18 protein-coding genes and 6 pseudogenes are annotated in these 26249 nt (G+C 59.6%); 4 read left to right on the top strand and 20 right to left on the bottom strand.

Annotated elements, in window-relative coordinates; translation table 11 throughout:
- Positions 1-192, bottom strand: a pseudogene (locus NKH80_RS28895) (integrase core domain-containing protein); the annotation flags it as partial.
- A 244-nt stretch (positions 193-436) separates the two neighbouring features.
- On the opposite strand from NKH80_RS28895, the pseudogene NKH80_RS28890 reads away from it, so the two are divergent.
- Positions 437-1659: pseudogene (locus tag NKH80_RS28890) on the top strand (IS110 family RNA-guided transposase).
- A 13-nt stretch (positions 1660-1672) separates the two neighbouring features.
- On the opposite strand, the pseudogene NKH80_RS28885 reads toward NKH80_RS28890, so the two are convergent.
- A pseudogene (locus NKH80_RS28885) lies at positions 1673-2009 on the bottom strand (hypothetical protein); the annotation flags it as partial.
- A gap of 67 nt (positions 2010-2076) precedes the next feature.
- Between NKH80_RS28885 and NKH80_RS28880 the strand changes: the two are divergent.
- Positions 2077-3127: pseudogene (locus tag NKH80_RS28880) on the top strand (IS110 family RNA-guided transposase).
- 134 nt (positions 3128-3261) lie between these two features.
- Here NKH80_RS28880 and NKH80_RS28875 read toward each other — a convergent pair.
- Complete coding sequence (locus NKH80_RS28875; RefSeq protein WP_352995245.1) at positions 3262-4197, bottom strand: ATP-binding protein; 936 nt, start codon at positions 4195-4197, stop codon at positions 3262-3264.
- Between NKH80_RS28875 and NKH80_RS28870 the strand changes: the two genes are divergently transcribed.
- Positions 4187-6256: a recombinase family protein gene (locus NKH80_RS28870; protein WP_352995242.1), complete on the top strand. Its 2070-nt coding sequence runs from the start codon at positions 4187-4189 to the stop codon at positions 6254-6256. The two genes, NKH80_RS28875 and NKH80_RS28870, sit on opposite strands and share 11 nt — an antisense overlap.
- A gap of 16 nt (positions 6257-6272) precedes the next feature.
- Here the strand turns inward: NKH80_RS28870 and NKH80_RS28865 are convergent, their stop codons facing one another.
- The 17 genes and pseudogenes from NKH80_RS28865 to NKH80_RS28785 form a co-directional block, all read right to left on the bottom strand.
- A complete protein-coding gene (locus tag NKH80_RS28865) occupies positions 6273-6614 on the bottom strand; it encodes an ATP-binding protein (RefSeq protein ID WP_352896631.1) in 342 nt (113 codons plus the stop codon).
- Between the two features lie 17 nt (positions 6615-6631).
- Entirely contained in the window at positions 6632-8185 is a 1554-nt protein-coding gene (istA, locus tag NKH80_RS28860) for an IS21 family transposase (protein ID WP_352995238.1), read from the bottom strand.
- Positions 8186-8573: 388 nt separating this feature from the next.
- Positions 8574-8861, bottom strand: a pseudogene (locus NKH80_RS28855) (transposase); the annotation flags it as partial.
- A 228-nt stretch (positions 8862-9089) separates the two neighbouring features.
- Positions 9090-11735, bottom strand: a complete 2646-nt coding sequence (locus NKH80_RS28850) for a CehA/McbA family metallohydrolase (RefSeq protein ID WP_352995235.1) — start codon at positions 11733-11735, stop codon at positions 9090-9092.
- A gap of 166 nt (positions 11736-11901) precedes the next feature.
- Positions 11902-12448 (bottom strand): annotated as a pseudogene (locus NKH80_RS28845) (HupE/UreJ family protein).
- A gap of 182 nt (positions 12449-12630) precedes the next feature.
- On the bottom strand, positions 12631-13950 hold the full coding sequence (gene gabT / locus NKH80_RS28840) for a 4-aminobutyrate--2-oxoglutarate transaminase (protein ID WP_352995231.1): 1320 nt from the start codon (positions 13948-13950) through the stop codon (positions 12631-12633).
- A gap of 168 nt (positions 13951-14118) precedes the next feature.
- Complete coding sequence (gene proX / locus NKH80_RS28835; protein WP_352995228.1) at positions 14119-15099, bottom strand: glycine betaine/L-proline ABC transporter substrate-binding protein ProX; 981 nt, start codon at positions 15097-15099, stop codon at positions 14119-14121.
- Positions 15092-16162 carry a histone deacetylase family protein gene (locus NKH80_RS28830; RefSeq protein WP_352995225.1) on the bottom strand — a complete coding sequence of 357 codons (1071 nt, stop codon included), beginning with the start codon at positions 16160-16162 and terminating at the stop codon, positions 15092-15094. The genes proX (NKH80_RS28835) and NKH80_RS28830 overlap by 8 nt, the downstream gene beginning before the upstream one ends.
- Before the next feature lie 133 nt (positions 16163-16295).
- The gene (locus NKH80_RS28825) at positions 16296-17240 is read right to left on the bottom strand and encodes a LysR substrate-binding domain-containing protein (RefSeq protein WP_352995222.1); all 945 of its coding nucleotides are present in this window, start codon (positions 17238-17240) and stop codon (positions 16296-16298) included.
- Positions 17241-17455: 215 nt separating this feature from the next.
- Entirely contained in the window at positions 17456-18193 is a 738-nt protein-coding gene (locus NKH80_RS28820) for an SDR family NAD(P)-dependent oxidoreductase (protein ID WP_352995219.1), read from the bottom strand.
- Positions 18190-18894 (bottom strand): SDR family NAD(P)-dependent oxidoreductase, encoded by a 705-nt coding sequence (locus tag NKH80_RS28815; RefSeq protein ID WP_352995216.1) that lies wholly within the window; start codon positions 18892-18894, stop codon positions 18190-18192. Before NKH80_RS28815 ends, NKH80_RS28820 begins: the two co-directional genes overlap by 4 nt.
- A gap of 51 nt (positions 18895-18945) precedes the next feature.
- Entirely contained in the window at positions 18946-19395 is a 450-nt protein-coding gene (locus tag NKH80_RS28810) for a helix-turn-helix domain-containing protein (RefSeq protein WP_352995213.1), read from the bottom strand.
- Between the two features lie 553 nt (positions 19396-19948).
- A complete protein-coding gene (proX, locus tag NKH80_RS28805) occupies positions 19949-20668 on the bottom strand; it encodes a glycine betaine/L-proline ABC transporter substrate-binding protein ProX (protein WP_352995251.1) in 720 nt (239 codons plus the stop codon).
- A gap of 25 nt (positions 20669-20693) precedes the next feature.
- On the bottom strand, positions 20694-20933 hold the full coding sequence (locus NKH80_RS28800) for a hypothetical protein (RefSeq protein ID WP_352995210.1): 240 nt from the start codon (positions 20931-20933) through the stop codon (positions 20694-20696).
- A 39-nt stretch (positions 20934-20972) separates the two neighbouring features.
- Positions 20973-21914: an ABC transporter permease gene (locus NKH80_RS28795; RefSeq protein ID WP_352995207.1), complete on the bottom strand. Its 942-nt coding sequence runs from the start codon at positions 21912-21914 to the stop codon at positions 20973-20975.
- The gene (locus tag NKH80_RS28790) at positions 21914-23002 is read right to left on the bottom strand and encodes a quaternary amine ABC transporter ATP-binding protein (RefSeq protein ID WP_502901004.1); all 1089 of its coding nucleotides are present in this window, start codon (positions 23000-23002) and stop codon (positions 21914-21916) included. The genes NKH80_RS28795 and NKH80_RS28790 overlap by 1 nt, the downstream gene beginning before the upstream one ends.
- Positions 23003-23800: 798 nt before the next feature.
- Entirely contained in the window at positions 23801-24838 is a 1038-nt protein-coding gene (locus NKH80_RS28785; protein WP_352995201.1) for an IS110 family RNA-guided transposase, read from the bottom strand.
- Between the two features lie 298 nt (positions 24839-25136).
- Between NKH80_RS28785 and NKH80_RS28780 the strand changes: the two genes are divergently transcribed.
- Positions 25137-26249 (top strand): IS110 family RNA-guided transposase (locus tag NKH80_RS28780; protein ID WP_352995248.1); only part of this gene is annotated, 1113 nt, incomplete at its 3' end.

Raw genomic sequence — 26249 nt, 5'->3', positions numbered from 1 at the left:
CGAGCGACCGTCGCAGATTGAAGGTGGTGGCGAACTCGGCCGGTGTCTGCCAGGCGATTTGGGAATGCGGCCGCGCGGTGTTGTAGTCGGCGCGCCACAGGGCGATGGCGACGCCTGGGGCAGCGAAGTAAACAGCGTCTCGTTGAGCAGGTCATCGCGCAGTCGGCCGTTGAAGCTCTCGATGAAGCCATTATCCGGCATGATGTTCTTGGTGCCATCGTTTGTTCGGTCGTCAGGTTCGTTAAGCTTGCCGCATCCGGGCCACGGGGCACCGGGAGCACGCAAGTGCGGGCAGGCCGTCGTATGCAGATGAACTGCGAGTTCGAGCACATTATCTGGCCGCCCCTACGACTCGCCCGGATGCGCTGCGAGCGCGGATCCGTATTTGTCGTGTTGCCCGCTCGCTCCCTGTTCGTGACCAACGATGGAGGGAACCGTGCGTATTATCGGCATGGACATACACCGCGTAGCCGCCGAGGTCGTGTCGTTGCTTGATGGCAAGATCGTCAAGCTCGGCCGCGTTCAAATGCTGCGCAATAAGCTCGAGGAGTTCGCCAGGAAGGAACTCACCCACGATGATCATGTGGTGATCGAGGCCACGGGCAATGCTGCTGCCGTCGCTGAAGTGCTGTCGCCCTACGTCGATCGGATCGTGATCGCCAATCCCAAGCAGGTGCACATGATCGCGCACGCGAAGGTGAAGACTGACACGATCGACGCCACTGTCCGTGCGAAGCTCTACGCCTCGGGCTTTCTGCCGGAGGTCTGGGTTCCGGATCCGGGGACCCTTACCCTCCGAAGACAGGTCACCAGGCGGACACAGCTGGTTCGCCAGCGTTCGCGGCTGAAGAACCTGATCCAGTCAATCCTCCACGCCCACCTGATCCCGCCGTGTCCGCATGGGAACCTCGTCGGGATCAGCGGGCGCAAATGGCTGACGAGGCAAATATTGCCTGCGGATGAGCGCGCCGCCATCGAGCGCCACCTCGGCTTGATTAACCAGATCAACGAGGCGTTGACGGTGTCGAGGCGGATATCGCCGTACATGCCCTCCAGGATCCGACAATCCGCCGCCTGATGACGTTGCCCGGCCTCGACGTCACCGTGGCTGCGAGCGTTGCCGCGGCAATCGGCGACATACGGCGCTTCAGCGATCCACAGAAGCTCGTTGCCTATCTTGGCCTAAATCCGAGCGTGCGGCAGTCCGGTGAGGGGCCAGCCTATCACGGGCGCATCACGAAGCAGGGCCGCGGCCATGCGCGGGGGATGCTGGTCGAGGCGGCATGGGCGGCTGTGCGATCGCCAGGACCTCTTCGCGCCTTCCACAAGCGGATCGCCTCGCGCCGCGGGAAGCACATCGCGGCCGTCGCCACTGCGCGCAAGCTTGCAATGATCATCTGGCACATGCTGAGCAAGGATACCGACTACATCTGGGCCCGGCCGGCCTTGCTCGCCCGCAAGTTCAGATCGGTCGAGCTGCGTGCCGGCCTTCCGACCAGCCATGCCAGACGCGGCACCGCCTTCGACTACAACATCCCGGCCAAGCGCGCCGAAGAACGATCCCGCGTCCAGAAGGCGGAAGCTGCCTATGCAGCAGCGACTTCCCGATGGCGAACGAGGCCGGAAAGGCAGAAGGCTGTGGAAAAAGCCGCCGAATGAGAAGAACGGGCTATTCTACAACATCCGTCTGCATCGGCTTGCCGGGCGCAATGTAATGCCATTCGACGCGGTTCTGATCCGCCCAGGAGAGGATGGCGTTCGAGTGGAACTCGCTGCCAGCCAGGGCCTCCCGCCTCAGCATCACGAGAAGACGCCGGTAGCCGAACCGGCGACGCTCCTGCGCGATCGCCTTCATCCGCTCGCGAAGCTCGCGGTCGTCCGGCCTGCTGGTCTCGTAGCGAACCGTCATGCGGCAACAGCCGATGGCTTTACACGCCCGCCGTTCGCTCATTCCCGAAGCCTTCCTTCAGGCGAGCGACAGCTTTCCGCTTGGCCGCGGGCGTCACCATTAATGGGATGGTCCGCCCCGTCCTCGTCGCTCATCATGCGAAGGTCAGATCAATGGAGGAAAGTAGCATGGCGCATCTTAATTTGGCGCGACCCGCGGCTGTCTATGGAATCTATATTGGCACGAACATTTTCCACGTCGTTGGCCTGAGCTGCGACGGCACGCCTGTTCAGAAAGCCCGCTTTCGGCGAGAGACCCTTCTGCAGTTCTTTACACGCGCAGATCCGAGCATAGTCGGCATGGAACCCTGCGCAGGTTCACAGTGGCTCGCCCGGAAAATACAGGCACTTGGTCACACAGTGCGCTTGATCCCCGCGCAATTCGTGAAGCCGTACGTGAAGTCGAACAAGAACGATATCATCGACGCTGAGGCGATCGCGGAGGCTACGACACGGCCGACAATGCGCTTCATCAGCGTGAAGGAAACTGATCAGGTCGATCTTCAAGCGCTGCACAGGATTCGTGACCAGATGAGCGGCTCGAGGACGCGCTTGATCAACCAGATGCGGGCTTTCTGCCTCGAATACGGCGTCCCTTTGCGTCAAGGCGCGGGATTGTTCAAACTTGATCTGCCGCACGCCTTGAATTACGAGGAGAACGATTGTCGCCGACAATGCGCCGGCGGCTGGGCGATTTAAACGCCGATCTCTCTCGCCTTGAAGAGCGTCTCCGCCAGGTGACGAAGGAGATCGAAGCGATAGCCGATCGAGAGGACGTCGCACGCCGACTGATGACAATCCCTGGTATCGGCGCATCAGGTGCGACTGCATTGCTCGCCGCTATCGGCAACGGGCAGCAGTTCCGCACAGCCCGCGATCTAGCGGCATGGCTGGGCTTGGTGCCCAGACAATACTCGACTGGAGGAAAACAGACGTTGCTGGCCATCAGCAAACGCGGCAACGGCCATGTGAGAAAGCTCCTGGTGCACGGAGCGCGATCCTGCTTTCGGCATCTGGACCGAACGCGATCCGCTTGGGAAGCTGGCTCAACGGTCTTCAGTCTCGCATGCATCCGAACAAAGCCATCGTCGCACTTGGCGCCAAGATGGCACGCATTGTCTGGGTGGTTTTAAACAAGCCGGGTGCACTCTACGAACGCAGAGATCCTGCGTTCGCCTGACGCTTGCGGCTCGATTGCAAGGCTCGGGTGCGCATTTCGCAAAAACGGGACAGTCGTTCCGCTAAATCGCGGACAGCAGTTTCACTAAGTCGCGGACAGCAGGATGGGGTCGGCCCCCGGTTGCCTGGTTGAACTCATTTGCGATTGATTTCGCCGTTTTCGGCGCCGGTCAAGAGCGGCGGTGTTTTTTGCTTTCTCATGCTGTCGCCTTCGAGGGTGACGCGATGGGCGTTGTGAACGATCCGGTCGAGAATGGCGTCGGCGATTGTCGGCTCGCCGATCATGGCATGCCACTGGGCGATCGGCAGTTGCGCGGTGATCAGCGTCGATTTCCGGCGATAGCGTTCCTCGAAGATTTCCAGCAGATCGAGACGCTGCTGGTCGGTCAGGCTGTGGGTGCCCCAGTCGTCAAGGATGAGCAGTTGCACCCGAGCCAGCTTGTCGATGAGACGGGGAAAGCGGCCGTCGAGACGCGCCAGGGCGAGATCTTCGAACAGACGCGGCATGCGCAGGTAGAGCACGGAATGATCGAGCCGGGCGGCCTGCCGTCCTAAGGCGCAGGCCAGCCAGGTCTTTCCGGTGCCGGTCGGACTGGGCTCATAATGCCCGTTATCAGGATGGCGAGGCAAAGAAGATTGTCCGTTACGCCTTTCATCCACGTTCGGGCGGGGAGATTTTCGTAACAGGCCGTCAGCGTTATTGCGGTGAGCCGGCCTATGTCGGGCGACAACCGGATGGCAGCCTGGCGCTGATTCCGATCTGGATGACGGAAGAGATCGCCCTGACGATGGCGGTTCGCGAGGCGCCCCGTTTTCCCCTTTCATGCCTGCGCGACCTGCGCCGCGAGGTCGATGCATGTCTACGTTTTCTGCAGAGCGACTCACGCCAGCCAGGAGACGACCATGCAGTGCAGGCAATGCCGAACCGACCAGCCAGACCTGTTTTCCAAGAAGGCTCCGCCATCGAGTCTTCCAGGCGAAGTCCGGGAACGCACCCTCCCGCTGGTCGAGACCTTGCTGAGGGAAGCGGTGGTGAGCCAGACGGGACGGGAGGCAGATCATGAAGATCACCGCTGAACATCTCGCGCGCGGTGCCTATGTCTATGTCCGGCAGTCGACGGCCGATCAACTCGTCAACAATCCCGAGAGCCGGCGACGCCAATATGGCCTTGCCGAGCGAGCGCGGTCCCTTGGCTGGAAAGACGCCATCGTCATCGATGAAGATCTCGGTCGTTCAGGGTCTGGCATCAGCCGTCCGGGCTTTGAGAAGCTTCTGGCGGCGATCTGCGAAGGTCGGGTTGGTGCGGTCCTCGCCATTGAAGCCTCCCGGCTGGCCCGCAATGGCCGGGACTGGCATACGCTCATCGAGTTTTGCGGCCTTGTCGGAACGCTCATCATCGATGAGGACGGCATCTACGAACCGCGTCATCCCAACGACAGGCTGCTGCTCGGCATGAAGGGCACGATGAGCGAACTGGAGCTTTCGATCCTGCGGGCCCGCTCGATCGAAGCCCTGAAGCAGAAGGCACGACGGGGCGAACTTTTCCTGACGGTGGCGATCGGTTACGTCAAGTCGGGCCGGAACCGGGTCGAGAAAGACCCGGACCTGCGGATCCGCGAGGCGATCGATCTTGTATTCCGGCGTTTCGACGAACTGCAGAGCATCCGGCAGGTGCATCTGTGGTTGCGCCGCGAGGGCATTATGCTCCCTGCCGTAAATTACACGCGCGCGGCGGACAGGGCGATCGTCTGGAAGCTGCCCGTCTACAATACGGTGCACCACATTCTCACCAACGCGATCTACGCCGGCGCCTATGCGTTCGGGCGAACCTGCAGCAAAGTCACCATAGAGGCCGGACGCAAACGGATTTTGCGTGGGATCAGGCGCGATCGCGCCGACTGGGAGGTCTTGCTCATCGACCATCACGAAGGTTACCTGAGCTGGCACGATTTTGAGAGGAATCAGCGCCTGATCACGGACAATGCCACAAGCAAAGGCCTGGTGCCGCGCGGTGCTCTTCGCCGGGGCGAGTTGCTGCTCGGCGGTCTCTTGCGCTGCGGCCATTGCGGCCGCAAGCTGCATGTCTCCTATTCCGGCAGCAACGGCAATACGGGGCGCTATCATTGCCGCGGAGCGCAGGTCAACCACGGAACCGACCCGTGCATCGGCTTCGGATCGTTGCGGGTCGATCAGGCGGTCAGCGCGGAGGTTCTTCAACGCCTTCAACCGCTCGGCATGGAAGCGGCGATCAAGGCCATCGAGACCTCCACCGTGCAGGCTGGAGAGAAGCGGCGCCATGTGGAGCTCGCACTCGAGCAGGCACGTTATGAAGCCGCCCATGCACGCCGCCAGTATGACGCCGTCGACCCGGACAACCGGCTTGTAGCAGGCGAACTGGAGCGACGCTGGAATGCCGCGCTCGTAGCCGTCCGCGAGCGTCAGGACGAGCTTGACGCGCTCGACCGCCGCAAGCCTGAGGCTCTGGGAGAAGAGGAACGGCGGAGCCTGCTGCGCATGGGCGCCGATCTCGAACTGGCATGGCATCATGCCAACGCCACCGCCACCACGCGCAAGCGGATCATCCGTGCCGTGATCCGCGAGATTGTCGTCGCCATCGAAGACGACCACATCAAAATGCTGGTGCATTGGCAGGGCGGCGACCATACCGCGCTTTCGGTCAGGAAGAACAAGGCAGGCCATCACCGTTGGGGCGCCCCGCCGGACATCGAGGACCTGATCCGTGCCCTGGCACGCCAATTGTCGGATAGAGCGATCGCATCGCTTCTCAACCGGCTCGGCAAAACCACGGGTCGTCTGAACGGATGGACGCAGTCCCGTGTCTGCACTTTCCGCAACCAGCACGACATCGCCGTCTACAAAAAGGACGAACGGTCGGAGCGCGGCGAGTATACATTGCAGGAAACGGCTGCGAAGCTCGGCCTGCGGCCAATGACCGTGCTGCGCATGATCCGCGCCGGCGATCTGAAGGCCGAGCAGTATTGCAAGGGTACGCCCTGGATCATCCGTCATGAAGATATCGAGCAACTCGATATCCAGCACCATTCCGGCAGGAGCGGACACAGTCCATTATCACAATCACAGGATCAGCAGATCCAGCTTTTTCAATAACATAGCGAGGTGTGCATTATGTCGTGGGATCGGTCTGCCCGGTGATGATGAGGTTTTCATGCGCCTTCAGCCAGGCGCCTTGGGCCAGCGACAGCGTATTGCGCCGGTCGAGCCCGCGATGCGCGGCGAAGTCGATGTTCTCGATGCAGGCGTCGACAAAGCGCAGCCGGGCAACGGCGAGACGGTTGGTCAGACGCTTGTCGGCACGCATGGCGGCTTCACGATCGAGCATCAGGCCAAGCCATTCGTCGCGACTGAGATCGTCGGCGTTGCTCTGGTCGGCCAGGTCCCGATAGGCGGCGGCCATTCCGCCAAGGCCGAGAGCCTGCATCTGGTCGAGGGTTGGATGTGTCAGCATGGTTGGTTTCCTTTCCTTCATTGGTAATAGGAGCCGCCGCGGATGTTGGTGTGCGATGGCGTGGGCTTGACCGGCTCGGCCGCGGGCGGCACGCGGTCGAGGCCGGATTTGAGGATGGCGTTGACGGAGGAGTAGGTGATCGCATTGATGGTCAGCGCCCGCGCGCAGGCCGCCTCGAGCCGATCCCGCTCGTAGCGACGGGCCAGCGAGAGGATGCCAAACGCGGAGCGGTATCCCTGCTCGGGATGGGGACGGTCGCGCACCATCCGCTCGACCAGCATGGCGGTGTTGGCGCCGATCCCGGCTGCCTGCCGGATCAGGTTCGCCGGCGTCGTGTTGGCATAGCGCTGGTGCGCCTTGGGCATGTGCTCGTTGACGGTGACATGGCCGCAGCGCTGCGAGCGGCGGACATGGCTGGCGACGCGCTTGTGATCATGGAAGAGCTCGACCACCCGGTGGGTGAGCCGCACATCCACGCGCCGCCCGATCAGCGCATGCGGCACCGAGTAGAAGGTCCTGTCGATCTCGACATGGTAGTCGGGATGCACCTTGGCCGATTTCCACTCCGCATATTCGAACGGCGCCGGCGGCAGCGGCGCCAGAGCCGACCGCTCGACCTCCTCGAACAGTTCGCGGCGGCTTTTGCCGACATGGCCCATGGGGCGGTTGTTGAGATCCTCCAGCAGAACCGCAATGGCAGCGTTGAGATCGCCGAGACTGAAGAAGCGCCGGTTGCGCAGCCGGGCCAGGACCCAGCGCTCGATGATCAGCACCGCGCCCTCGACCTTGCCCTTGTCGCGCGGCTTGCGGCTGCGGGTCGGCAGGATCGTCGTGTCGTAATGTTCGGCCATGGCGGCGAAGGTCTGGTTGAGCGTCGGCTCGAACCACAGCGCCTTGGCGACGCCGGCCTTCAGATTGTCGCAGACGATCGCCTTAGTTACCCCGCCGAAGAAGGTGAGTGCCCGGCACTGGCCCTCGATCCAGTCCGGCAGTTTTTGGCTGAAGCTGGCATGGGCAAAGGTGAAGGACGAGGCGCCCAGCACTGCAACGAAGATCTGAGCCTGGTAGATGACGCCAGTATCAGGATCGACAACGGGCACGGTGTGGCCCGCATAGTCGGTCTGCATCACCGCGCCCGCCTCGTAGCGGTTGCGGAACGTTGCGCTCGACCGGCGCTGGAAAGCGCCGAACCGGTCACAAAACCAGGTGTAGCCATAACCATCGGGGTGCGCCGCGCGGTATTCCTGCCACAACAAGGTCAGCGTCACGCCCTTGCGCTTCAGCTCGCGCGAGATCATCGCCCAATCGGGCTCGTCCAGATCCTGTGGCGGACGGCCAACCCGGCGAAACAGAAGCCGCTCAAGCAATACGTCATTGTCATAGCCCGGCGGCAGCGGCCAGTCCGAGATGCCAGCCTCACGCGCCCGCAACAGATAGGTCGAAACCGAAGTCTTGCTGATCTTCAGCCGTTCCGACACCGCTCGCACCGAGAGGCCCTGCTCATGCGTCAGGCGCAGGATGGATCGTAGGTCTTTCACTGTCGTTCGTCTCGCTTGCTTCCGTCTTGGCATGGCCCCTCTCAACCCGATGATGAGAGGGCAAAATGCCAGAACGACGCTCCCGAGAACCGACCGTTATCCGCCCCGAAGACTGTCCGGGAATTAGCGGAATCACTGTCCCGTAATTACTGAAATCGCTGTCCGCGAATTAGCGGAATGGGTGTCCGCGAATTTCTGAAACACGCAGCTCGGGAATCGTGATGACGAAACAGTGGATCAGCATTCCGTAAGCCCTGTGCAAAAAAGCGGGCTTCGTGCCCGAACCATTTATTGGGAACGGCGTGTGCGGATCTCATCATGGCCTGGCTGCAACAGCAGTCCACTCGCGAGAGGCCGGATAGATTTATGCTGAAATCGTTATTCGTGATGTCGCGACACCTTGCACGGACGGGGCGGACCATACATTCTTTCCCACAAGATCCTTCAACGCGGCATTGTCGAGCATGGCGTCGGCCAGAAGCCGCTTCAGCCGCGTGTTCTCGTCCTCCAGAGCCTTCAGTCGCCGAGCCTCGGAGAGATCCATCCCGCCGAAGCGGGCCTTCCAGTTGTAAATCGAGGCGTCGCTGACCCCGTGCTTGCGGCACAGATCGGCAACCGATACCCCGGCCTCATGTTCCTTCAAAATTCCGATGATCTGCTCTTCAGAGAAGCGGCTACGTTTCGTGTCCTGGTCCTCTCGATGGGCCAGAGCGAACTTTTATGCCATTCCAAACAAATGTGGGGAGACAGAGGGCGTGTACGACTTGGCGGAGCGTGCGGTTGTCTGCGTTCTCAATATAAGATGTTGGTATTCAGCCCGTTCTTGCGCGGAACGGACTGATTGAGTCCCACTGATCGGCGAACCTCCCGTTGGCCGGCCCCGTGAGCGCAGTCTTTCCGGCCGCTTGTCAGCGAAGATGCAGGATCATTGGGCAGCTCAATGCTCGTGCTTCATGTGGACCCCGTGAACAGGGGTGTGATCATGACCAGCGCCCAATTTGTGAAGTTGTTGGTGCAAACGATGATGAGCAAGCTCAAGTGTTGCCCTCATTTTCGATTGGCGCAGTTCGTCCGTCTTCGGAGACAGCGTATCAAGATAGGCTAGTGTCCCCTCGATCTGGGCCAGAACCGTTACAGCGTCAGAAGTCGCGAATATTGGCTTGTCGCCGACTTCGACGAACACGGAGCTAGTATGCGCTGCTATGTCTTCTTCGCGCCCTGAAACACTCCCACGAACTCGAATTGCCAGCCATGAAGACTCTGGAACGTGGATCGATGCATGCCCACTCAGCCTCGCCTTGTCACAGTTTATTTCGTCGACGATTATGCCATTTCGAAGAACTTCAATGCGTTTGGGCGGAACACTGACAGACTCTACTTGCCAGTTCACCGCGACAGTACCGCCTTGGGCCGGGAGTCGAATCTTGCTTCCCGGGAATTTGCCTTCCACCGTCATCCTGACAAGTGGTCCGACTGTTATGAATGTGTCACCGCCGCGGACGGCGTCCATCCAAGTTCTGTAGGTGAACTCTTGCGGTCCAAGATGAGCGTAAGTCCGTATCCCACCTATCATCGAGGCGGCGTCCATTTTATCGGAACCTGCGACCAGCGGAACTTGGTAACCGATGTTAAGATATCGATACCAGTCAGATATGGCAAAGACACCGATTTGCCATCTGCGCGGGTTGAATGTCATCACTTCGATAGCGTCAACCAATCCCAGTACAATATCAGCAGCTCGCTCAGCCTGAGGACTAGGCGCATGGGGCATCACAACCAGCCCTCCTTGATCGCGGCAACGCTCCGCCCATTGGGCAAGCGTTGTCTCAAGCGGGTCGCCGATCGCACCTTCATCAGCTCCACCGGCACACAGAGGATCGATGATCGGGCCTTCGTACCCGAGTAGAGAGATGTGACCTAAAACTTGCATCCTGTTCTCAGTGCCAACCCGCACCAAAAACTCGCCGTCGCCACCAAACTCCTTTGCCCCGAATGTTGTCCGCCCATCAAAGTCGGTTGCGTTTTGGATGAGTTCACCCCATTGCGTCGCAAGCAAATTGACGACGTTAACGCCCTCAGCTTGTCCTTCAAGTAGCGCCGTGTGCGGGTTCAAGAAGTGTACGTGCGTATCCGAAGTCACCCAACCATTCTCGCGCCACCGAAGAATGTCGTCCAATTCGAATGTCAGAGTTTCCGTCGTTGGTAGGATGTCCACGACACGACGAATAGGCCGGACTTCAAACCCTTTCGATATTTCGATGAACACCGGACCAATCGGAAGATCAACCGTGCAATCTCCATTTACGTATGCATACTGGTTGAGGTCGTTGGCCAGTTCACCGAATCTGGCTTGAAAGACTCCAATGTTCACTTTGCGATGATGCCCCCTCGGGGGCAAATACTCACCATGCTGCCCGTGAATATGTAGCCGTGCTGCAACTTTCCGACCCGAACTCTTTTCTACGATGGAAATCTTGATTGGCTTGTTGGCGGGCTCGATCGCTCTCGCGTCGATCTTTGCACTCGCGGATGAACTCGCCGCTTCAATTGAGCGCAGTGGAATATCCAAAAGCTCGCCGTTTGCCGACCTAACATACAAATGGGCGTCCGGATGGGCAGAGTACTCGACAATGACCTCTGCATCGGACTTTGTAGGCTGCACATCATGGAGATCGCTCTTCCAATCTTCCAGCGAATATTCTAGGACCGCACGCGCCGCAATCATGGTGCCGAGGTCGATGCCGATCTCGTCACCTCGATCATCTGTGTCCAGCTCTCCGAGAGTGTTCAAGTGAACACCCTCAGGAAGCCGAAGCCGCAGCTTCTTTCGATTTTGCAAACGCAAGGGGTGCTCAGCGAGACCCGTCGTCGAAATTGCGTAGACAACCGACTCTTCCTGCTCAGCCCGCATTTGGACCGCGGCTAGCTCTTTTTCCGGATGCGGATTGGGCAACGCATAAATCCATAAGTTCTCCCCCATGCTGAGTCGACCGGATTCGTTGCGAGCCTCGGCTATATCGTAATCGACGCGCGGCGCTCTACCAAGGATGAAGTCCTCTCCGTGAGTTGAGTGGACATGAGGTCCTAGCGCGGGCATCGCAGCGAATGGGCTTGCCCCCCAAGAAATATGTCTTTGCTGGATCGCGACTCTCCGGTAGATGGGCACGTTGGATTCGCTACCGTCGGCGTATCGAAGTTCGTAGGTTGACACCAGCCCGCCAACATCATTGCTCTCGATCGGCGATCTATATGGGCTGTCAACGGGACGAGAGTCCCCAAATGACTTCAGTTTTGCTGGCTGCCGATCTGCCACGGCTTGCACAAAAACAACGTAGGTGGCCAGGCGTGAAGAGAATTCAACGCAGATGTCGGTTTCTCCGGGGCGAAGTAAGACGACATCAAACCCCGGCGGCTCACCGAAAAGGAAAGGGATACCGCGCAATGTTTGCGGCCCTCCGAGGCCATCGCTCCAATCGCTGTCGAGAGGCCCCTTCGCGAACCCTGCCCCTAAGCTTTTTCTGGAGCGGTTGAAAGAACTCGAAAGGTCCAGAGCAAGAAAATGTGGGGACGTAGGCGTTATCATGGAGATGTTCCGACGGATAGATTTCGGTAGCGGATATCTCGTTTGGAGATGGCCTGTTTTTAATTAAGCTGAGACGAAGTTGATCTGCCTCGATTTCTGCAGTGTAGGGGATAGGCCGCGACGGGCGTGTTACTTCGCCGAAGGAATGTCGAACGACTACCTCTGGCTAAATCACGCCGATCAAGAGTCCGAACCCCACGATCGCCACCGCGCCGCCCGTGGACCGGATCAGCATGCCACTACCGCGTTCACTTTGCCTTCCAATCAGTGATCCGAGATCGATACCAATGAGATGAAGCAATATCGTTGCAGTGATAAAGCCCATCGCGAAGGAAGTTCCGTTGTGATTTTGCGGCATCTCTGCGCCATGAGCATGTCCATGAAAAATCGCGAACACGTCGACGATCGCTGCAGCGAAGGCAGCCGGAGTCTTAACGCCGCGGCCGAGGACGCACCGATCACGGCGACGGACAGAGCGATCCCCGTCTCAACCCACGGCAAGCTAATTTCGAGAAAGCCCAGAGTGCCGCCCGCTGCCATTGCTAGAACGAACGCAAAAGGGACAAGCCACGGCCACCGATCTTGTATGCCAACATGCCTACCGTCGTCATCGCCAGCACATGATCGAGGCCCGAAAAGGGATGGCCAAATCCGTGCACGAATCCGACCGAGTCAGCCAGTCCAGTATGGGCTGAGGCGATACTTGGTGTCATAATCGCGGCGAACGACAGGCAACCCGCGAGTATTTTCCTCGTCGTGTGGTCTGCGGACACCACCTTCAACCTCGTTACCTTCATTTCAAACCTCTTCCTAACGCCAAGTTCACCTTTCGATGCGTCCCGCGATCGCCAGGCAGAATGATTGACGCTAAATGGTCGAACACGAATCGACTTTCTCAGCTCGCTATCGCCCTTTCACCCACCAGGTCGCTTTCAACGACCGCGTCGATCGATTGATCCATTATGTCGAGCGCCTCATCGATCACGTCATCTGAAACTGTGAGAGGGACCAAGATGCGGATCACGTTGAAGTGCCTACCCGCCGATGCCAGCAGCAATCCACGTTTGGCGGCTTCTTTGATGACCTTTGTGACGAACGGCCGTGCAGGCGCACGTGTTTCCTCGTCTTCGATAAACTCCACGCCGATCATCGCCCCTAGACCGCGAATATCGCCGATAACAGAGCGGTTTTTCTTCGTCTGCATTCGTTGGAAGCCGCGCACGAGACGCGCTCCGATCTCGTTGGCGCGATCAATCAAGGCTTCCTTGTTCAGAACATCGATCACAGCAAGGGCGGCGGCACAAGCCAAGGGGTTGCCTGCGTAAGTTCCTCCAAGGCCGCCGACATCCGCGGCGTCCATGATCTCAGCCCTGCCCACCACTGCCGCGATCGGAAGACCCGCCCCAAGGCTTTTGCCCATGACGATGAGATCAGGCGCAACGCCGGTATGTTCCATTGCGAAAAGGCGACCAGTTCTGCCAAAACCCGACTGCACTTCGTCGGCCACGAGGACGATGCCGTGCTGATCGCAAAGCTGCCGGATGGCTTCCATGAATTCGGTTGGGGCCGGGATGAATCCGCCCTCGCCTTGAAGCGGCTCGATGACGAAAGCCGCGACCGCACTTGGTTCAATCTCGCTTTCGAAGAGCGTGTCTAGCGCCGCAAGACAATGTTCGACCCCCACACCGCGATAAAGGCCGGGGAATGGCGCGCGATAGATGTCGCTCGGGAAGGGCCCGAACGCCTTCTTGTAAGGATTCACCTTACCCGTCATGGCCATGGTCAGAAGGGTGCGGCCATGGAAGCCTCCGCCGAAGACCACGATGCCACGTCGCTTCGTGTGGGCTCTGGCGATCTTGACCGCGTTTTCCACTGCCTCCGCGCCTGTGGTGACGAGCAGCGTCTTGGCCTTTCCCCCGACATTGCAGCGTTCGTTCAACTTCTCCGCGAGCGCGATATAGCTTTCATATGGAGCAGTACCGAAAAACGTGTGGCTGAAACGGTTGAGCTGCGCCTGGACGGCGCTCACGACCGCCGGATGGGAGTGACCTACGGCGAGAGCGCCCATGCCTCCCACGAAGTCGATGTAGCGCCGCCCCTCGACGTCCCAGAGCTCCGCGTTCTGCCCACGGTCCGCATAGATCGGAAAAGAGCATGACACTCCCACGGGGAGAGCGGCTTTTCGACGCTCGTCCAGAGTAACATTCGATGACATCACGAACTCCCAAATATTATTGTTACCTGCACGTCCAGGCATTGCAGCATGATGCGGTCTTCGGACCAGCATCCGGCCGATTGTCTTGATTCATCACCGCCCTTTTGGGTCGGCAAGGTTGGAGCGGGTCCAGGCAAACCTGGAACCCCCCCTGTCACCATAAGGTGCTCACTTGGTCGCGCATGCCTTATCGACCCAGCCGTCGAAGGCACTCTGGTGCTGGGCGATCCAGTCGTCGGCGTGCTGCTTGATCAGATCGATCTTGCTTTCGCCCTTCTGTTGACGCGAGGCTTCAGCGGAAACGTCGTTCACGTTGATCGATACGTTCTCGAAGAGGGTCTTGACGGCTGGATTTGCTTTCAGGAACTCGTTGTTGACTAGAAAGCTCGCATAGTCGATGCCGAAGCCGAGGTTCTTGCCTTCGAAGTCGGTGTAGAGCGCCTCATCGCCTTCAATTTTGGGAACGGCGATCCACTCGACGTCTTTGCCTGGAACAAGCACACCGGTTACCCAATACGGAGTCCACGCGAAGAAGACGATCGGATTTCCGTTTTTATAGCGGGCGATCACATCTGCCATCATTGCATCGTAGGCCCCTTGATTGTGGACGACTGTGTCGCGCAGACCGAACTTGTCCAGGTGCCGTTCGATAACCTTCTCGCAGCCCCAGCCCGGAGCGCAGCCAGCCAGGTCTGCCTTGCCGTCACCATCGCTGTCGAACTTCGCGGCAACTTCCGGCTTTTTGAACTCTTCGAGGTTTTTCACACCCGCGTCGTAGGATTTCTTGTCTACGAGGTAGCCCTGCACCGCGTCGGAGATGAGCCTGCCGACAATGGTCATCTTGTCGGCTCCGCCGGCTTCGTCGTAAAGGGACTTGTGAAGCACGTTCCAGTGCGATGCAGTGAAGTCTACGTCGCCATTAGCCACCGCGATGTGGATGGTGGCGTACTCGGCCTCTTCGGGCTGAGCGACCTCATAACCCAACTTCTCGAGCGCCCGATCAGCGATGTTATGGAAGAAAATCTCCGCAAGCGAACTCGGCTGCATAGGACGGATTTTCTTCCCCGCGCCGACGTCGCATCCGGACGCGAACGCGGTTCCTGCGGTGAGTGCCAACACTGTGGCCGCAACGATGCTTTTCTTAAACATTTGCATTCCCCTTTCTTGTTATGAAGCTCGTGAATTCGGACTGCGCGATGAACGGCGAGATCGTCGCCAGGACATTCGCCGCGATGTTTTTGAGGTTGTAGCCACCTTCCTGGGTGAACATAGTCGGCCTGTTCAGCGAGGCGATCGCTTTCCCGATGCGCGAGTAGCAGTCATGGGACAGGGCAAAGAGCGGATTGGGTTCCTCTGCATGCCCATCGACTCCGAGGGCGACGACGAGATATTCAGGGTCGAACCTCGCTATATGTTCAAGAGCGACCTCGAGAGCATCGAGGTACTCCTGATCCGGCGTGCCAATCCGCAGCGGTATGTTCCGTGTCGTACCAATTCCCTCTCCCGAGCCAATTTCCACTTCGTGGCCTGTGAAAAATGGATACGAGTATGCCGGATCGGCATGGATCGAGACGTGGAGGACGTCCGGGCGTGCGTAGAAGATGGACTGCGTGCCGTTTCCGTGGTCCGCATCGATGTCGAGGATCGCTACCCTTTTTCCGCCTTTGGCAAGAAATTCCGCAGCCACCGCAGCATTGTTGAAATAGCAGTATCCGCCGCCGTAATCGGCATGGGCATGGTGCCCCGGCGGCCGACACAGGGCATACGACGCAGGTCCGCCCGACTTGAGAATGTGCGCCGCGGTGATAGCGCAGTTCGCCGCGCCGAGGGCTGCGCTCATAGTGTCGTGGCTGATCGGCGAGTATGTGTCGAACATATGCCATTCCAGCTGGCCGACGAGGGAATTCGGATAGACGCTTGCGTCGCCCTTGCGTGTGATGGTCGGCACCAATTCGCTCGACGCAGGCATCGACAACTTCAGGTGTTCATCTGCCTTTTGAAGAAAGTTCACATACCGCTGCGTATGGACGTCGAACACCGGACCGAGGCCGAAATAAGTGGCGGCCCTGATGTCGATTTCGGCGGCGCGGAACGCCGACAACAGCGTCTCCGCTCGCTTTGGGTGGTCGAGACTAACCCCGAGCTTGCCGTTCTTGATGTAGAACTGCGGAGCGTGCCTGGTCTCGCTTTGGTCGTAGATGACGGAGAACATTTCGTTCCTCATGAATGGGCGGCAGCTGCCATCCTTGATAGCTTCCTAGCCCAATCTGGTCGAACCCAAACAATTCAGGGGGTCATTGAGGAATATTCACGAGGTCCACGGTCCGGCGCGAGAAGGGTGCAAGTCAGGCTCCGGCGGGACCCGGGGCGACATCCTCCGCGATGTCGCGGTCTCCGAGTTCGCGGCTAAGCCATCGACGAAACGCCTCCATCTCGGGTTTGTCGACGCTTTCGCGGGAGATTACCAGATAGTAGCCAAGCCCTTGATCGACGATGAGGTCGAAAGGCATGACCAACCTGCCATCGGCCAATTCCTCTCCGACAAAATTGTAGTCCGCCATCGCGATGCCGAAGCCGCGGCATGCGGCAATCAACGCGGCGTCGAGGGTATCATACTCTTGAGCGCTATCTGGTTCATCCCCCACCTCGCCGACGTCTTTGAGCCATTTCTGCCAGTAGCTCAGACCATCTTCGCGTTGGGAATCTTCAGGCATTCGCACCTTGATGATCGGATACGACAAGAGTTGACCGGGCGACGTAAAGGGACCGTTGGCCTCGAGGAACGCCGGGCTACACACAGGCGTGGTACGTTCATCCATAAGAAGTTGCGAAATCAATCCCGCAGGAGGCGATTGCATTGTCAGGATCGCAGCGTCAAACTCATTCGAATTCACGTTCAGGGGACTAATCGACGTCGTGATCTTGAATTTGATGTCGGGATTCGATTTCTGGAAATCATGCATCCGAGGCAAAAGCCATCTCGCCATGAATAGCGGCTGCACTCGGATGTGGAGATCGGGCTGGTGTCCCGACAAGTCCTCCACTGAGGTGGCGATGTCCGAAAAGGCCCTCGTCAGGGTTGCAAGAAGCTTCTTCCCCTTGTCCGTCAGCGCGATGCCGCCACTCAGTCTTTTGAAAAGCGGAAACTTCAGTTCTTGCTCGAGTATGCTTATCTGGTGGCTAATCGCTCCGGGGGAGACATTGAGCTCTTCGGCAGCGCGCGTGAAGCTAAGGCGGCGGCCGGCGGCCTCGAATGCCCGTAACGCACGAAGTGACGGTAAACGCTGCACTTCAACTCCCCCATGTCAGGCGAAACTCCGGAGGTTCTGACATTGCGGACTCGGTCTGCCTGACAGCTCGGACGTTTCCCCAATAGATAGCTCAACTATTTTTCCGGCAACATCGGCGTTAATCTCAAAGTAGGCCTGATCGAGAGTTTGATGGTCAAGACTGGATTTTGACTATCGGTTATCGGCAACCCGAGCATCGCTCCTCTCAAGCCGCCCTACTGCGGAAGGCTGAGCTTGGCCATCCGGCCTCCGTCGATGGTCCACACCTGTCCTGTGACAAATGAGGACTCTGGTGACGCCAGCCACGCTACGAGGCTCGCGACCTCCTCCGGCTTGCCTGTGCGTCCGACCGGATGAATCTTGCCAATCTGTCGACGGAAGCCCGCCGGGTCCGGCATGCTTTCGATAAAGTCGACATTCAGGTCGGTATCGATCCAACCGGGGGCCACGGCGTTGCAGCGCACGCCCTCAGCACTATGGTCGATCGCCACCGCCCTCGTCAGTCCATGGATACCAGCCTTAGAGGCACAATAGGCCGCATGTTTGGGATTGGAACCGAGACCCTCGATGGACCCAATGTTCACGATGGTCCCGCCCACTCTTCGCAGGTGTGGCATGGCAGCCTTGATCAGCATGAAGGGCGTCGTCAGATTGACCGCGATTGTGCGTTCCCAGTCCCCGAGGCTCAGGTCCTCGGCAAGAGCCTCCTGCATGACACCCGCGTTGTTGACCAGTACGTCGAGCCGGGTCGTCGCTTTGACGACCGCATTGATTACCTTGCCAGCTTCCGCCGGGACCGTAAAGTCAATCGGGACACTCTCAAACTCCTTGTCGTCGCCACGCTGCGCCGTGAACACCCGCGCACCCTCGTCGCGAAGCCGCCGAGCGATCGCTTGGCCGATGCCGCTCCGTCCACCCGTCACCAATGCAACTTTTCCCTCGAACCTGTTCATCCTACTGACTTCCCACCATTGACCTCAACGAGCGAACCGCACATGTATCGCGCGGCGTGGGAAGCGAGGAAAACCACCACCTCGGCGATGTCTTCAGGCTCGGCGATCCGGCCGAGAGGAACCGTCTTGCCAAGCTCGGCGACGGCAGTGTCCGGATCGAAGCCGCGCATCGCAAATCCGGTTCGAAGCATCGGCGTGTTGACTTCGTTCGGGCACACCGCGTTCACACGGATGTTCTGGTGCGCGTGGTCCATGCCCATGCACTGGGTAAGTGAGGCGATCGCCGCTTTCGTCACGCAATAGACCGCATGGCTCCGACCCGGCCTGGCCCCCCAGCAAGACGCCACATTGACGATCGCGCCACCGCCGCGGTCGGCCATGATCGGGATCGCGGCGCGGCAGACCCTGAAAGGCGCATCGACATTGACGCCCAAAGAAAGATTCCAATCGTCATCCGTCGTTTGGGTCACCTTCCCACGGGTTATCATGCCGGCATTGTTGACGACGATGTCGAGTCCACCCAAGGCCTCGAACGCCGCACGGGGCAAATCGTCGGCGTAAGTGCCATCCATCAGGTTGCCGGGCAGATGCGCATCCGCCTCGATGCCCGTGACATCACGATCAGCGACAGCCACATTGACCCCCGCGGCCCGAAGATGCCTGACGATCGCAGCGCCGATGCCGCCCGCGGCCCCGGTCACCAGCGCCTTCCTTCCCTCAAAATATCCCATATTATTCCTTTGCGCCGAAGTTCAGTTCAAAAAGTTGCGTTGGCTTCCCGGCGTGTTGCCAAAATGCTCCCGGTAAACATTCGAGAAGTGCGACGTCGACACGAAGCCGCAAGCTATCGCGATGTCGGTGATCGCCTGGTCAGACTGCACAATCAGATTTCTCGCCTGGTGCAGCCTCATGTCCATGGTGCAACGCTTAGGCGATGTGTTTAGGTATCGCTCGAACATATGCTCCAATTGCCGGGTGGAAACCCCGATTCGGCGCGCAATTTCGGCGCTGCTCAGAGGGGACTCGACATGTTCCTCGATTATCCGGATGGCTTCCCCGAGGCGGCTGTTCCTCAACCGGTAACGTGAGCGGATGGAAACCTTTTGCGTCGCGCTGCCTTCGCGCACAGCAATGTAGACCATCTGGTCGGCGACCGCCGCGGCGAGATCGCGTCCGTGATCCCGCGCGATCATGTGCAGCATGAGATCGGCGACCGCCGCACCCCCGGAGGCAGTGACGAACTTTTCGTCGGCGACGAAGACGGACTTGGTCGACCGAACCGAAGGAAATCACTCGGCGAAGACGCCGTCGTATTCCCAGTAGACCGCAGCCCTGCGCTCTTCAAGGAAGCCGGCCTCCGCAACCACAAAAGCGCCGGAGTAGATCGCGCCGATCTGGGTCCCTGAACACGCTCGGCGCGTAGGAAACGCATAAGTTCCGGCGACACGTGGTTCTGGACATTGATGCGGGAGACGAGGATCAGCTTGTCGGCCCTTTGAGTTGGGGTGAGCCCTCTGTCAACAAGCGTGAGCGCCCTGTTAGAGCACCGCGCGGACCTGCCGTTCACAGTCGCAAGCTGCCAAGGGTATAACTCCTGATCTGCGACCAGGTTGGCTATTCGGAGCGGCTCAAGCGCGCAAGAGAAGGCGAGAGGCGAGAATTCTTCGACGAGGAGGAAAACGAAACCAGTCGTGGGGTTCATGGTCGTATCGCAATTACAAGAGGGGCGCTCTCTCAAGCGCCCATGCCAAATGATTACTTCGAGGCTGAGCGGACCGCTTTAAGCCACGATTCGTATTGGCTCCGATGTTTTTCAATCCAGCCATCGACGTGTCTATCGATATCGGACATCGACTTTTCGCCCTTTTTAATCAACATGTTCTCTTCGGAAACGTCATTGACCGGTATGGTTACCAGTTCGAACAGCTTCCTTGCGGCAGGATTTTTGGCAAGGAAATTATTCCGAGCCACAACGCGGATGTTATCGACGGGAAAACCCGTATTCTTGCCGTTGATTGTGGTATCGGCCTTCTTGCCATCCGGTTGCGAGGTGTAGGGAACGGCTAGCCGACATCTTTGCCAGGGACCAGCACACCAGAAACCCAGTAAGGGGCCCAGGTGTAGTAAAAGCACAGGGTTCCCTGTCTTCAGGCGTGCAATGGTATCAGCGATGATGGCATTGTACTCGCCCTGATTATGAGTGACCGTGTCGCGCAATTTATATTCGTCGAGTTGGTGTTCGATGATACGCTCGCAACCCCAACCTGGGACGCAGCCCGCAAGATCAGCTTTGCCATGGCCGTCGGCGTCGAATAGGGCAGCGACTTTAGGGTCCTTGAGCTGACCGCGATTGTTGATGCACGAGTCATAGGTCTTCTTGTCGACCAGATAGCCTTGGAGAGCCCCTTGGACCAAGTTGCCGACCTTGGTCATGACCTTCGATCCGCCGGCCTCTTCGAAAAAAGACTGATGCAGCTGGTCCCAGCTGTCAGTGTAAAAATCAGCATCCCGCAGTTCCGACGGCTAGGTGGGCTGTCTGGGCAATCGCTTCTTGTTGATCTGCGACTTTGTACCCGACATCGGTCAGAGCGCGAAGTAGTACTTTGGCGTAGGAGTACTCTTCAAGCACAGGCTCAATGATGGGACGGACGGTGATGCCTTCGCCCGGCTTGTCGTTGGCCAATACGGAGTGTGCCAGGAGCGCCAGCGCCGTTGCACCCGCAGTCAAAAGTCGTTTCATTGTCTCACTCCCGGTTGATGCTAGTTCCCGAGAACGACCCTATTTTTTTGGGTCGATCAGTTGCAGGACCAGGCCGATCGGACCGGTCCGCCACCAATTCCTGTGGCCTTTTTCCCGACCTGAGCGGCCAAGGCCCTGGGTGATACGATCGAGCACGATGGCCAGCATGACGATGCCCAGGCCGCCGACGATCGCCTTGCCTGCATCCAAGCGTCCCATGGCGCGCAGCACTTCGTTGCCAAGGCCGCGAACCGAGATCATCGAGGCGATGACCACCATCGAAAGCGAAAGCATGATCGTTTGATTGAGTCCGGCGTAGATCGTGGACGTCGCCATCGGCAGCTCGACCTTGAACATGATTTGGGTCGGCGTCGCGCCAAAGGCGCGGGCGGCTTCCACAACACTGGGATTGACCGAACGGATGCCGAGCGAGGTCAAGCGGATGAGCGGCGCAAGCGCGAAGATGATGGTGACGATGACGCCCGCGACATTGCCGATGCCGATCAGCATCACGACCGGCACGAGATAGACGAAGGCCGGAATGGTCTGCATCGTGTCGAGGATGGGCCGCAACACGGCTTCGAAGCCGTCGCTTTTGCCCGCAATGATCCCTAACGGCAAACCTATGACCACGGCGAGGATCACCGAGGCCACCACGATGGCCAGTGTCGTCATTGCAAGTCCCCACGCTTCCGGAGAGAGCAGGCCGAGGACAATCAGAGCCACCCCCACGTAGATCGCGGTCCGGCGGCCGGCCGCCTGCCAGGCGATCAGCACGATGATGATGAGCATGATCGTTGGCGGAACCGCGTGAAATTCATGCTCGATGGCTTGGATCAGGGCGTCGAAAAAGAACTTGAAGGGCTGGATCGCCTCGCGATGATCGATCGCCCACTGCTTGATGCCGTCGGAATGTTCGGCGATGCCGAGGTCGATGCTCTCGAACGGGCTAAGCCAATTGAAGCTTTTTTCATTAGCCATCAGTGTGTGCCCCGCGCGCTGGAGTTCGTCTCGTTGTGTCCCTGGATCCCCCGGAGAAGGGCGTCCTTGGTGACGACACCGACGACTACCTCCCCGTCCTTCACTAAAACCGGATCGTGGGTTCCAATCGAAAGGTCCACCAAGGTGTTCAGCTTGTCGTCAGGCCGGGCCACGGGCCACGCCGCCGTGTCATGGCCGGGATTGGACTGACGGTATTGCTCCAGCGGATGCATCACTTTCGCCGCTGTGACGAGATCGAGCTTGGAGATGCCACCCACGAAGGCTGCGACGTAATCGTCGGCCGGGTTCGTCACGATCTCCTCAGGTGTTCCGACCTGCACCAACACGCCGTCCTTCATGATCGCGATGCGGTCGCCGATGCGGATCGCCTCGTCGAGATCATGCGTGATGAAGACAGTCGTCTTGTGGAGCTCCGACGAGAGCTGCATGAATGTCCCTTGAAGCTGGTAGCGGATCAGCGGATCGAGCGCCGAAAACGGCTCGTCCATTAGCAGGATGGACGGATTGGCGGCGATGGCGCGGGCCAAGCCGACGCGCTGCTGCATGCCACCCGAAAGTTCGTCGGGGTATTTGAGGTCCCAGCCCGTGAGCTCGACTGCCTCGATGGTGTCGCGGGCGACCTTGTGGCGCTTTTCTTCCGCCACGCCTCGAACTTCGAGCGCGAAGGCGACGTTGTCGCGGACGTTGCGGTGCGGCATGAGCGCCATGCTCTGGAACACCATGCCGATCTTCTCGGCCCGGAGCTGCCGAAGCTCCTTCGCGCCCATCGCGTTGACGTTTCGGCCCTCGATGTAGACGGCACCGTCGGTCGGCTCGATCAGCCGGTTGATATGGCGGATCAGCGTCGACTTGCCGGAGCCGCTCAGCCCCATGATGCAGAAAATCTCTCCACGGCCGACGCTGAAGCTCGCATCGCGCACGCCGACGACACAGTCGAGTTCCTCACGGATTTGCGTCTTGCTTAGCTGTCCAGCTTTGTCGGCACGGATCGCGTCTTTCGCCCTTGCTCCGAAGACTTTCCAGATTCCTTCGCATCGAATGACGGCCTCATGAGGCTCCTTGCTCATTCCCTGTTCCCATTTTACGTCGTTTCTCGATCTTGGCCGAACGACTGCCAAACCACGCTATCGAAAAATTGGCGCCGGCGGAGCCGAAATAAACTCAAGCCTCAGGCTACTTTTTCTCCGCGAAGTCGGACAACGGGATACTAGGAGGCCATGTTGATGATGGGCCGCCGAATTACTTGCCACTGCTGAGATATGTTCCACCAGAATTCAGAGCCTGCCTCGATTTGCTCCGACACCATTCCCCGGGCCGCCGGAGGTAGAGACTCCCCGCTTTCTCAGGATGGCGGGCAGGCAGCTTGGTGGCCAGCAGTTCATGCGGTCGCTGAATTCGACGAGCTTCGGCCTGCTTCCGACCACGTGCAGCATACTCCTTATAATTCAGTCTACAACATCATGGCCTGTCGGCGGTAGGTAACAGGCGGAGCGAACGTGCAAAAGGCGTCTGCGCGACATTGTCGTGACCAACGCCCACCAGACTGACCATCAGCCCGAACCTGGCCGATCCAGACTGGTACATCTAACAGGCTTCTCTGATTGGGGTTGTTGAGGTCAAGCTCCTGTTGCGTTTTTTTCGGACCGTGTCGCCCCGCGGGTCACTTGCTTCTCTTCGCGGTCGGCGCAGGGCCGCCGCATGATGGGGTCAGGAGAGCGAGGCGTCTCAATCTGTTGAACGACCTTGGGAAAGTTCGCCCCGGGATCGTGCCTGCTAACGAGATCGCCTTGCCCATCGTCCCCACGGGAACGATCCAGGATCACCCTTGTGGGCGAAACTCCTTCTTCATTTGTCCGTTGTCCATTTCATGCCGATACGAGACCGGGTTCCTTGCTGTAGCGGAACTCGGTCACGTCGCTCCACATGCGATGTAGGATGACGGCGAGCTTTCGGGCAACCGCGACACGGGCTCGCGCCATACCGCGCCGCTTGGCGACGTTCATGCCCCACGCGCGCAGGCTCGACCATTTCTTGCTGCGCACGAGCAGCGTATGAGCTGCTTCGTAAAGCGCTGTGCGGGCCAGTTCGTCCCCGCAGCGGCTGACTTTGCCCTGGATATCGGTCTCACCGGACTGGTAGCGCGCCGGGGTTAGTCCCAGATGCGCGCCGACATCCCGCGAGCGGCGAAAGCGGTCCGGCCGGTCGATCGTGGCGCGGAAGGCGAGCGCGGTGATAGGCCCGACACCTGGAACGCTCATCAGCCGCCGACAGACCTCTTCCTTGCGAACGAGACCGAGAACCTGCTTCGTCAGGCGGACGAACTCTCCCAGCATTGTGGCGAGGATCGTTAGCAGCGGCTCGACCAGCGGCATTACAACCGGATCTGTGCCGGCCAACTCGCGCACACGACCGGCGAAGGCGGTTCGCGACGGCCTGCCCAGCTTGATGCCGGCCTCCCGCAGGATCGCCCGGATCACGTTCTCGATGGTGCGCATTTCATTGAGCACCGTGCGGCGGGCGACGAGGAGGGATCTCCAGAGCCGGCACTGCCGGTTCTTCACATGCACCTGCCGATACCAGCCGGTGCGCATGATCTGCGCCAGCGCCCGGGCGTCATTCCGATCCGTCTTGTTCGGCATCGTCTTCATCGCCGCATTGGCCCGCCGCGTCTCGATGCAGATAGCCGGCAGGCCGCCGGCGCACAGCCCGTCGTGAAGCCAGGCCGTCAGCGAACACGCTTCCAGCCCGATCCGCTCCAGCGGCAGATCGACTTTCCGCAGGGCGTCGCACAACGCCTCCGGCTCGCTCGCCGCGCGCGCTTCCTTCACGATCCGCCCAGCCGCGTCGACCACGCAAATCGCGGTATCTTCCAAAGACACGTCAAGTCCGGCAAAATACTTCATGGCTGCTCCTTCCCGATGTTTGTGGCGATTCACATCGACCACGTTCTCACATCCCGACAGGAGCAGCCGCCATCAGTTAGGCTCGGCCGAGACCCCAATCACCCCATCTGTTGAAAAAGGCACTCGTCATCGGTTTGCAACGATGATTCATTATCTCCGAAGGGATTCGGAGACGGATGCATGCGAGGCGGAGACGAACAGACAGGCGAACTGTTCAGATCCTATGAGGAGGGTGGATAGCGACCTACGCTGTGGCAAGGTGAGGTCGCGTAATCAACACCTTACCCTGGAGGCAAGCATGCCCGTAGCAGCTCACCAACCCAAAGCGCCGACCGCTATCCGCACCGATCTTGGCGCAATTTTCGTCTCGTTGGAATTGAGTCGCTCGAAATGGTTGATCACCTCGCTGTCGCCGGGTGGCGGCGAGAAGATGTCGAAACATTCGGTGGCGGCCGGCGATGTCGCCGGCATGCTGGCGCGATTTGCCGAGCTCAACAGGAAGGCGCAAGCGCGGACCGGGCGGCACTTTCCGATCATCGTGATCCAGGAGGCCGGGCTCGACGGCTTCTGGATCCACCGCGTGCTACAGGCCGAGGGGATCGAAAGCCACGTCGTCGATCCGGCGTCGATTGCGACCGCGCGCCGGCGGCGCCGGGCAAAGACCGACAAGATCGACGGCGAGGCGCTGGTTCGGGCATTGCTGGCCTATAAGCGGGGTGAACCGCGGGTGTGCGCGATGCTACGGGTGCCGATGCCCGAGGAAGAGGACCGCCGCCGCATCTCGCGTGAGCGCAAGGCATTGACGAACGAGCGCGTGCGCCACGTCAACCGCATCAAGGGCCTGCTGTTCAGCCAGGGCGTATCCGGCTACGAGCCGTTGCGCCGCGATCGGCGCAAGCAACTGGCGGCGCTTCAGACCGGCGACGGCCGGCCCTTGCCCGCACATTTGAAGGCGCAGATCGGCCGGGAACTCGATCGACTGGAACTGCTACTGGAGCAGATCAAGGCGGTCGAGGCCGAACGCGATGCCATGCTCGCTGCTGCGCAGGCCGTCTCGCCAGCACCGGCGATGCTGCTCAACCTGAAAGGCATCGGGCCGGAGTTCGCCATTGTCCTCTGGTCGGAGGGGCTGTCGCGTCATTTTGACAACCGACGTCAGGTTGCCGCCTATGCCGGCCTGGCGGCGACGCCCTGGAAGAGTGGGGCGATCGATCACGAGCAGGGGGTGTCGAAATCTGGCAATCCGACTCTGCGAACGACGCTGGTCCAGATGGCCTGGCTATGGGTGCGCCATCAACCGCAGTCAGCGCTCACCTTATGGTTCAAGGAGCGGGTGAAGCAGAACAACGGCCGGCTGAAGAAGACAATGATCGTGGCGCTGGCCCGCAAGCTGCTCGTGGCGCTGTGGAAA

This window comes from Mesorhizobium sp. M0904, from assembly GCF_040319475.1.
Classification (GTDB): Bacteria; Pseudomonadota; Alphaproteobacteria; order Rhizobiales; family Rhizobiaceae; genus Mesorhizobium.
Note: the sequence above shows the minus strand (reverse complement) of the source record. Positions and strands in the feature narration are given on the sequence as shown.

Bases quoted from the DNA above. Each gene is read 5' to 3' on its own strand.
- proX (WP_352995228.1), bottom strand. From the start codon at position 15,099: ATGTTTAAGAAAAGCATCGTTGCGGCCACAGTGTTGGCACTCACCGCA.
- NKH80_RS28790 (WP_502901004.1), bottom strand. From the start codon at position 23,002: ATGAGCAAGGAGCCTCATGAGGCCGTCATTCGATGCGAAGGAATCTGG.
- NKH80_RS28850 (WP_352995235.1), bottom strand. From the start codon at position 11,735: ATGATAACGCCTACGTCCCCACATTTTCTTGCTCTGGACCTTTCGAGT.
- NKH80_RS28830 (WP_352995225.1), bottom strand. From the start codon at position 16,162: ATGTTCTCCGTCATCTACGACCAAAGCGAGACCAGGCACGCTCCGCAG.
- NKH80_RS28870 (WP_352995242.1), top strand. From the start codon at position 4,187: ATGAAGATCACCGCTGAACATCTCGCGCGCGGTGCCTATGTCTATGTC.
- NKH80_RS28785 (WP_352995201.1), bottom strand. From the start codon at position 24,838: ATGAAGTATTTTGCCGGACTTGACGTGTCTTTGGAAGATACCGCGATT.
- NKH80_RS28810 (WP_352995213.1), bottom strand. From the start codon at position 19,395: ATGCTGCACATGATCGCGCGGGATCACGGACGCGATCTCGCCGCGGCG.
- NKH80_RS28795 (WP_352995207.1), bottom strand. From the start codon at position 21,914: ATGGCTAATGAAAAAAGCTTCAATTGGCTTAGCCCGTTCGAGAGCATC.
- NKH80_RS28800 (WP_352995210.1), bottom strand. From the start codon at position 20,933: ATGAAACGACTTTTGACTGCGGGTGCAACGGCGCTGGCGCTCCTGGCA.
- istA (WP_352995238.1), bottom strand. From the start codon at position 8,185: ATGCCAAGACGGAAGCAAGCGAGACGAACGACAGTGAAAGACCTACGA.
- NKH80_RS28865 (WP_352896631.1), bottom strand. From the start codon at position 6,614: ATGCTGACACATCCAACCCTCGACCAGATGCAGGCTCTCGGCCTTGGC.
- gabT (WP_352995231.1), bottom strand. From the start codon at position 13,950: ATGTCATCGAATGTTACTCTGGACGAGCGTCGAAAAGCCGCTCTCCCC.
- NKH80_RS28820 (WP_352995219.1), bottom strand. From the start codon at position 18,193: ATGAACAGGTTCGAGGGAAAAGTTGCATTGGTGACGGGTGGACGGAGC.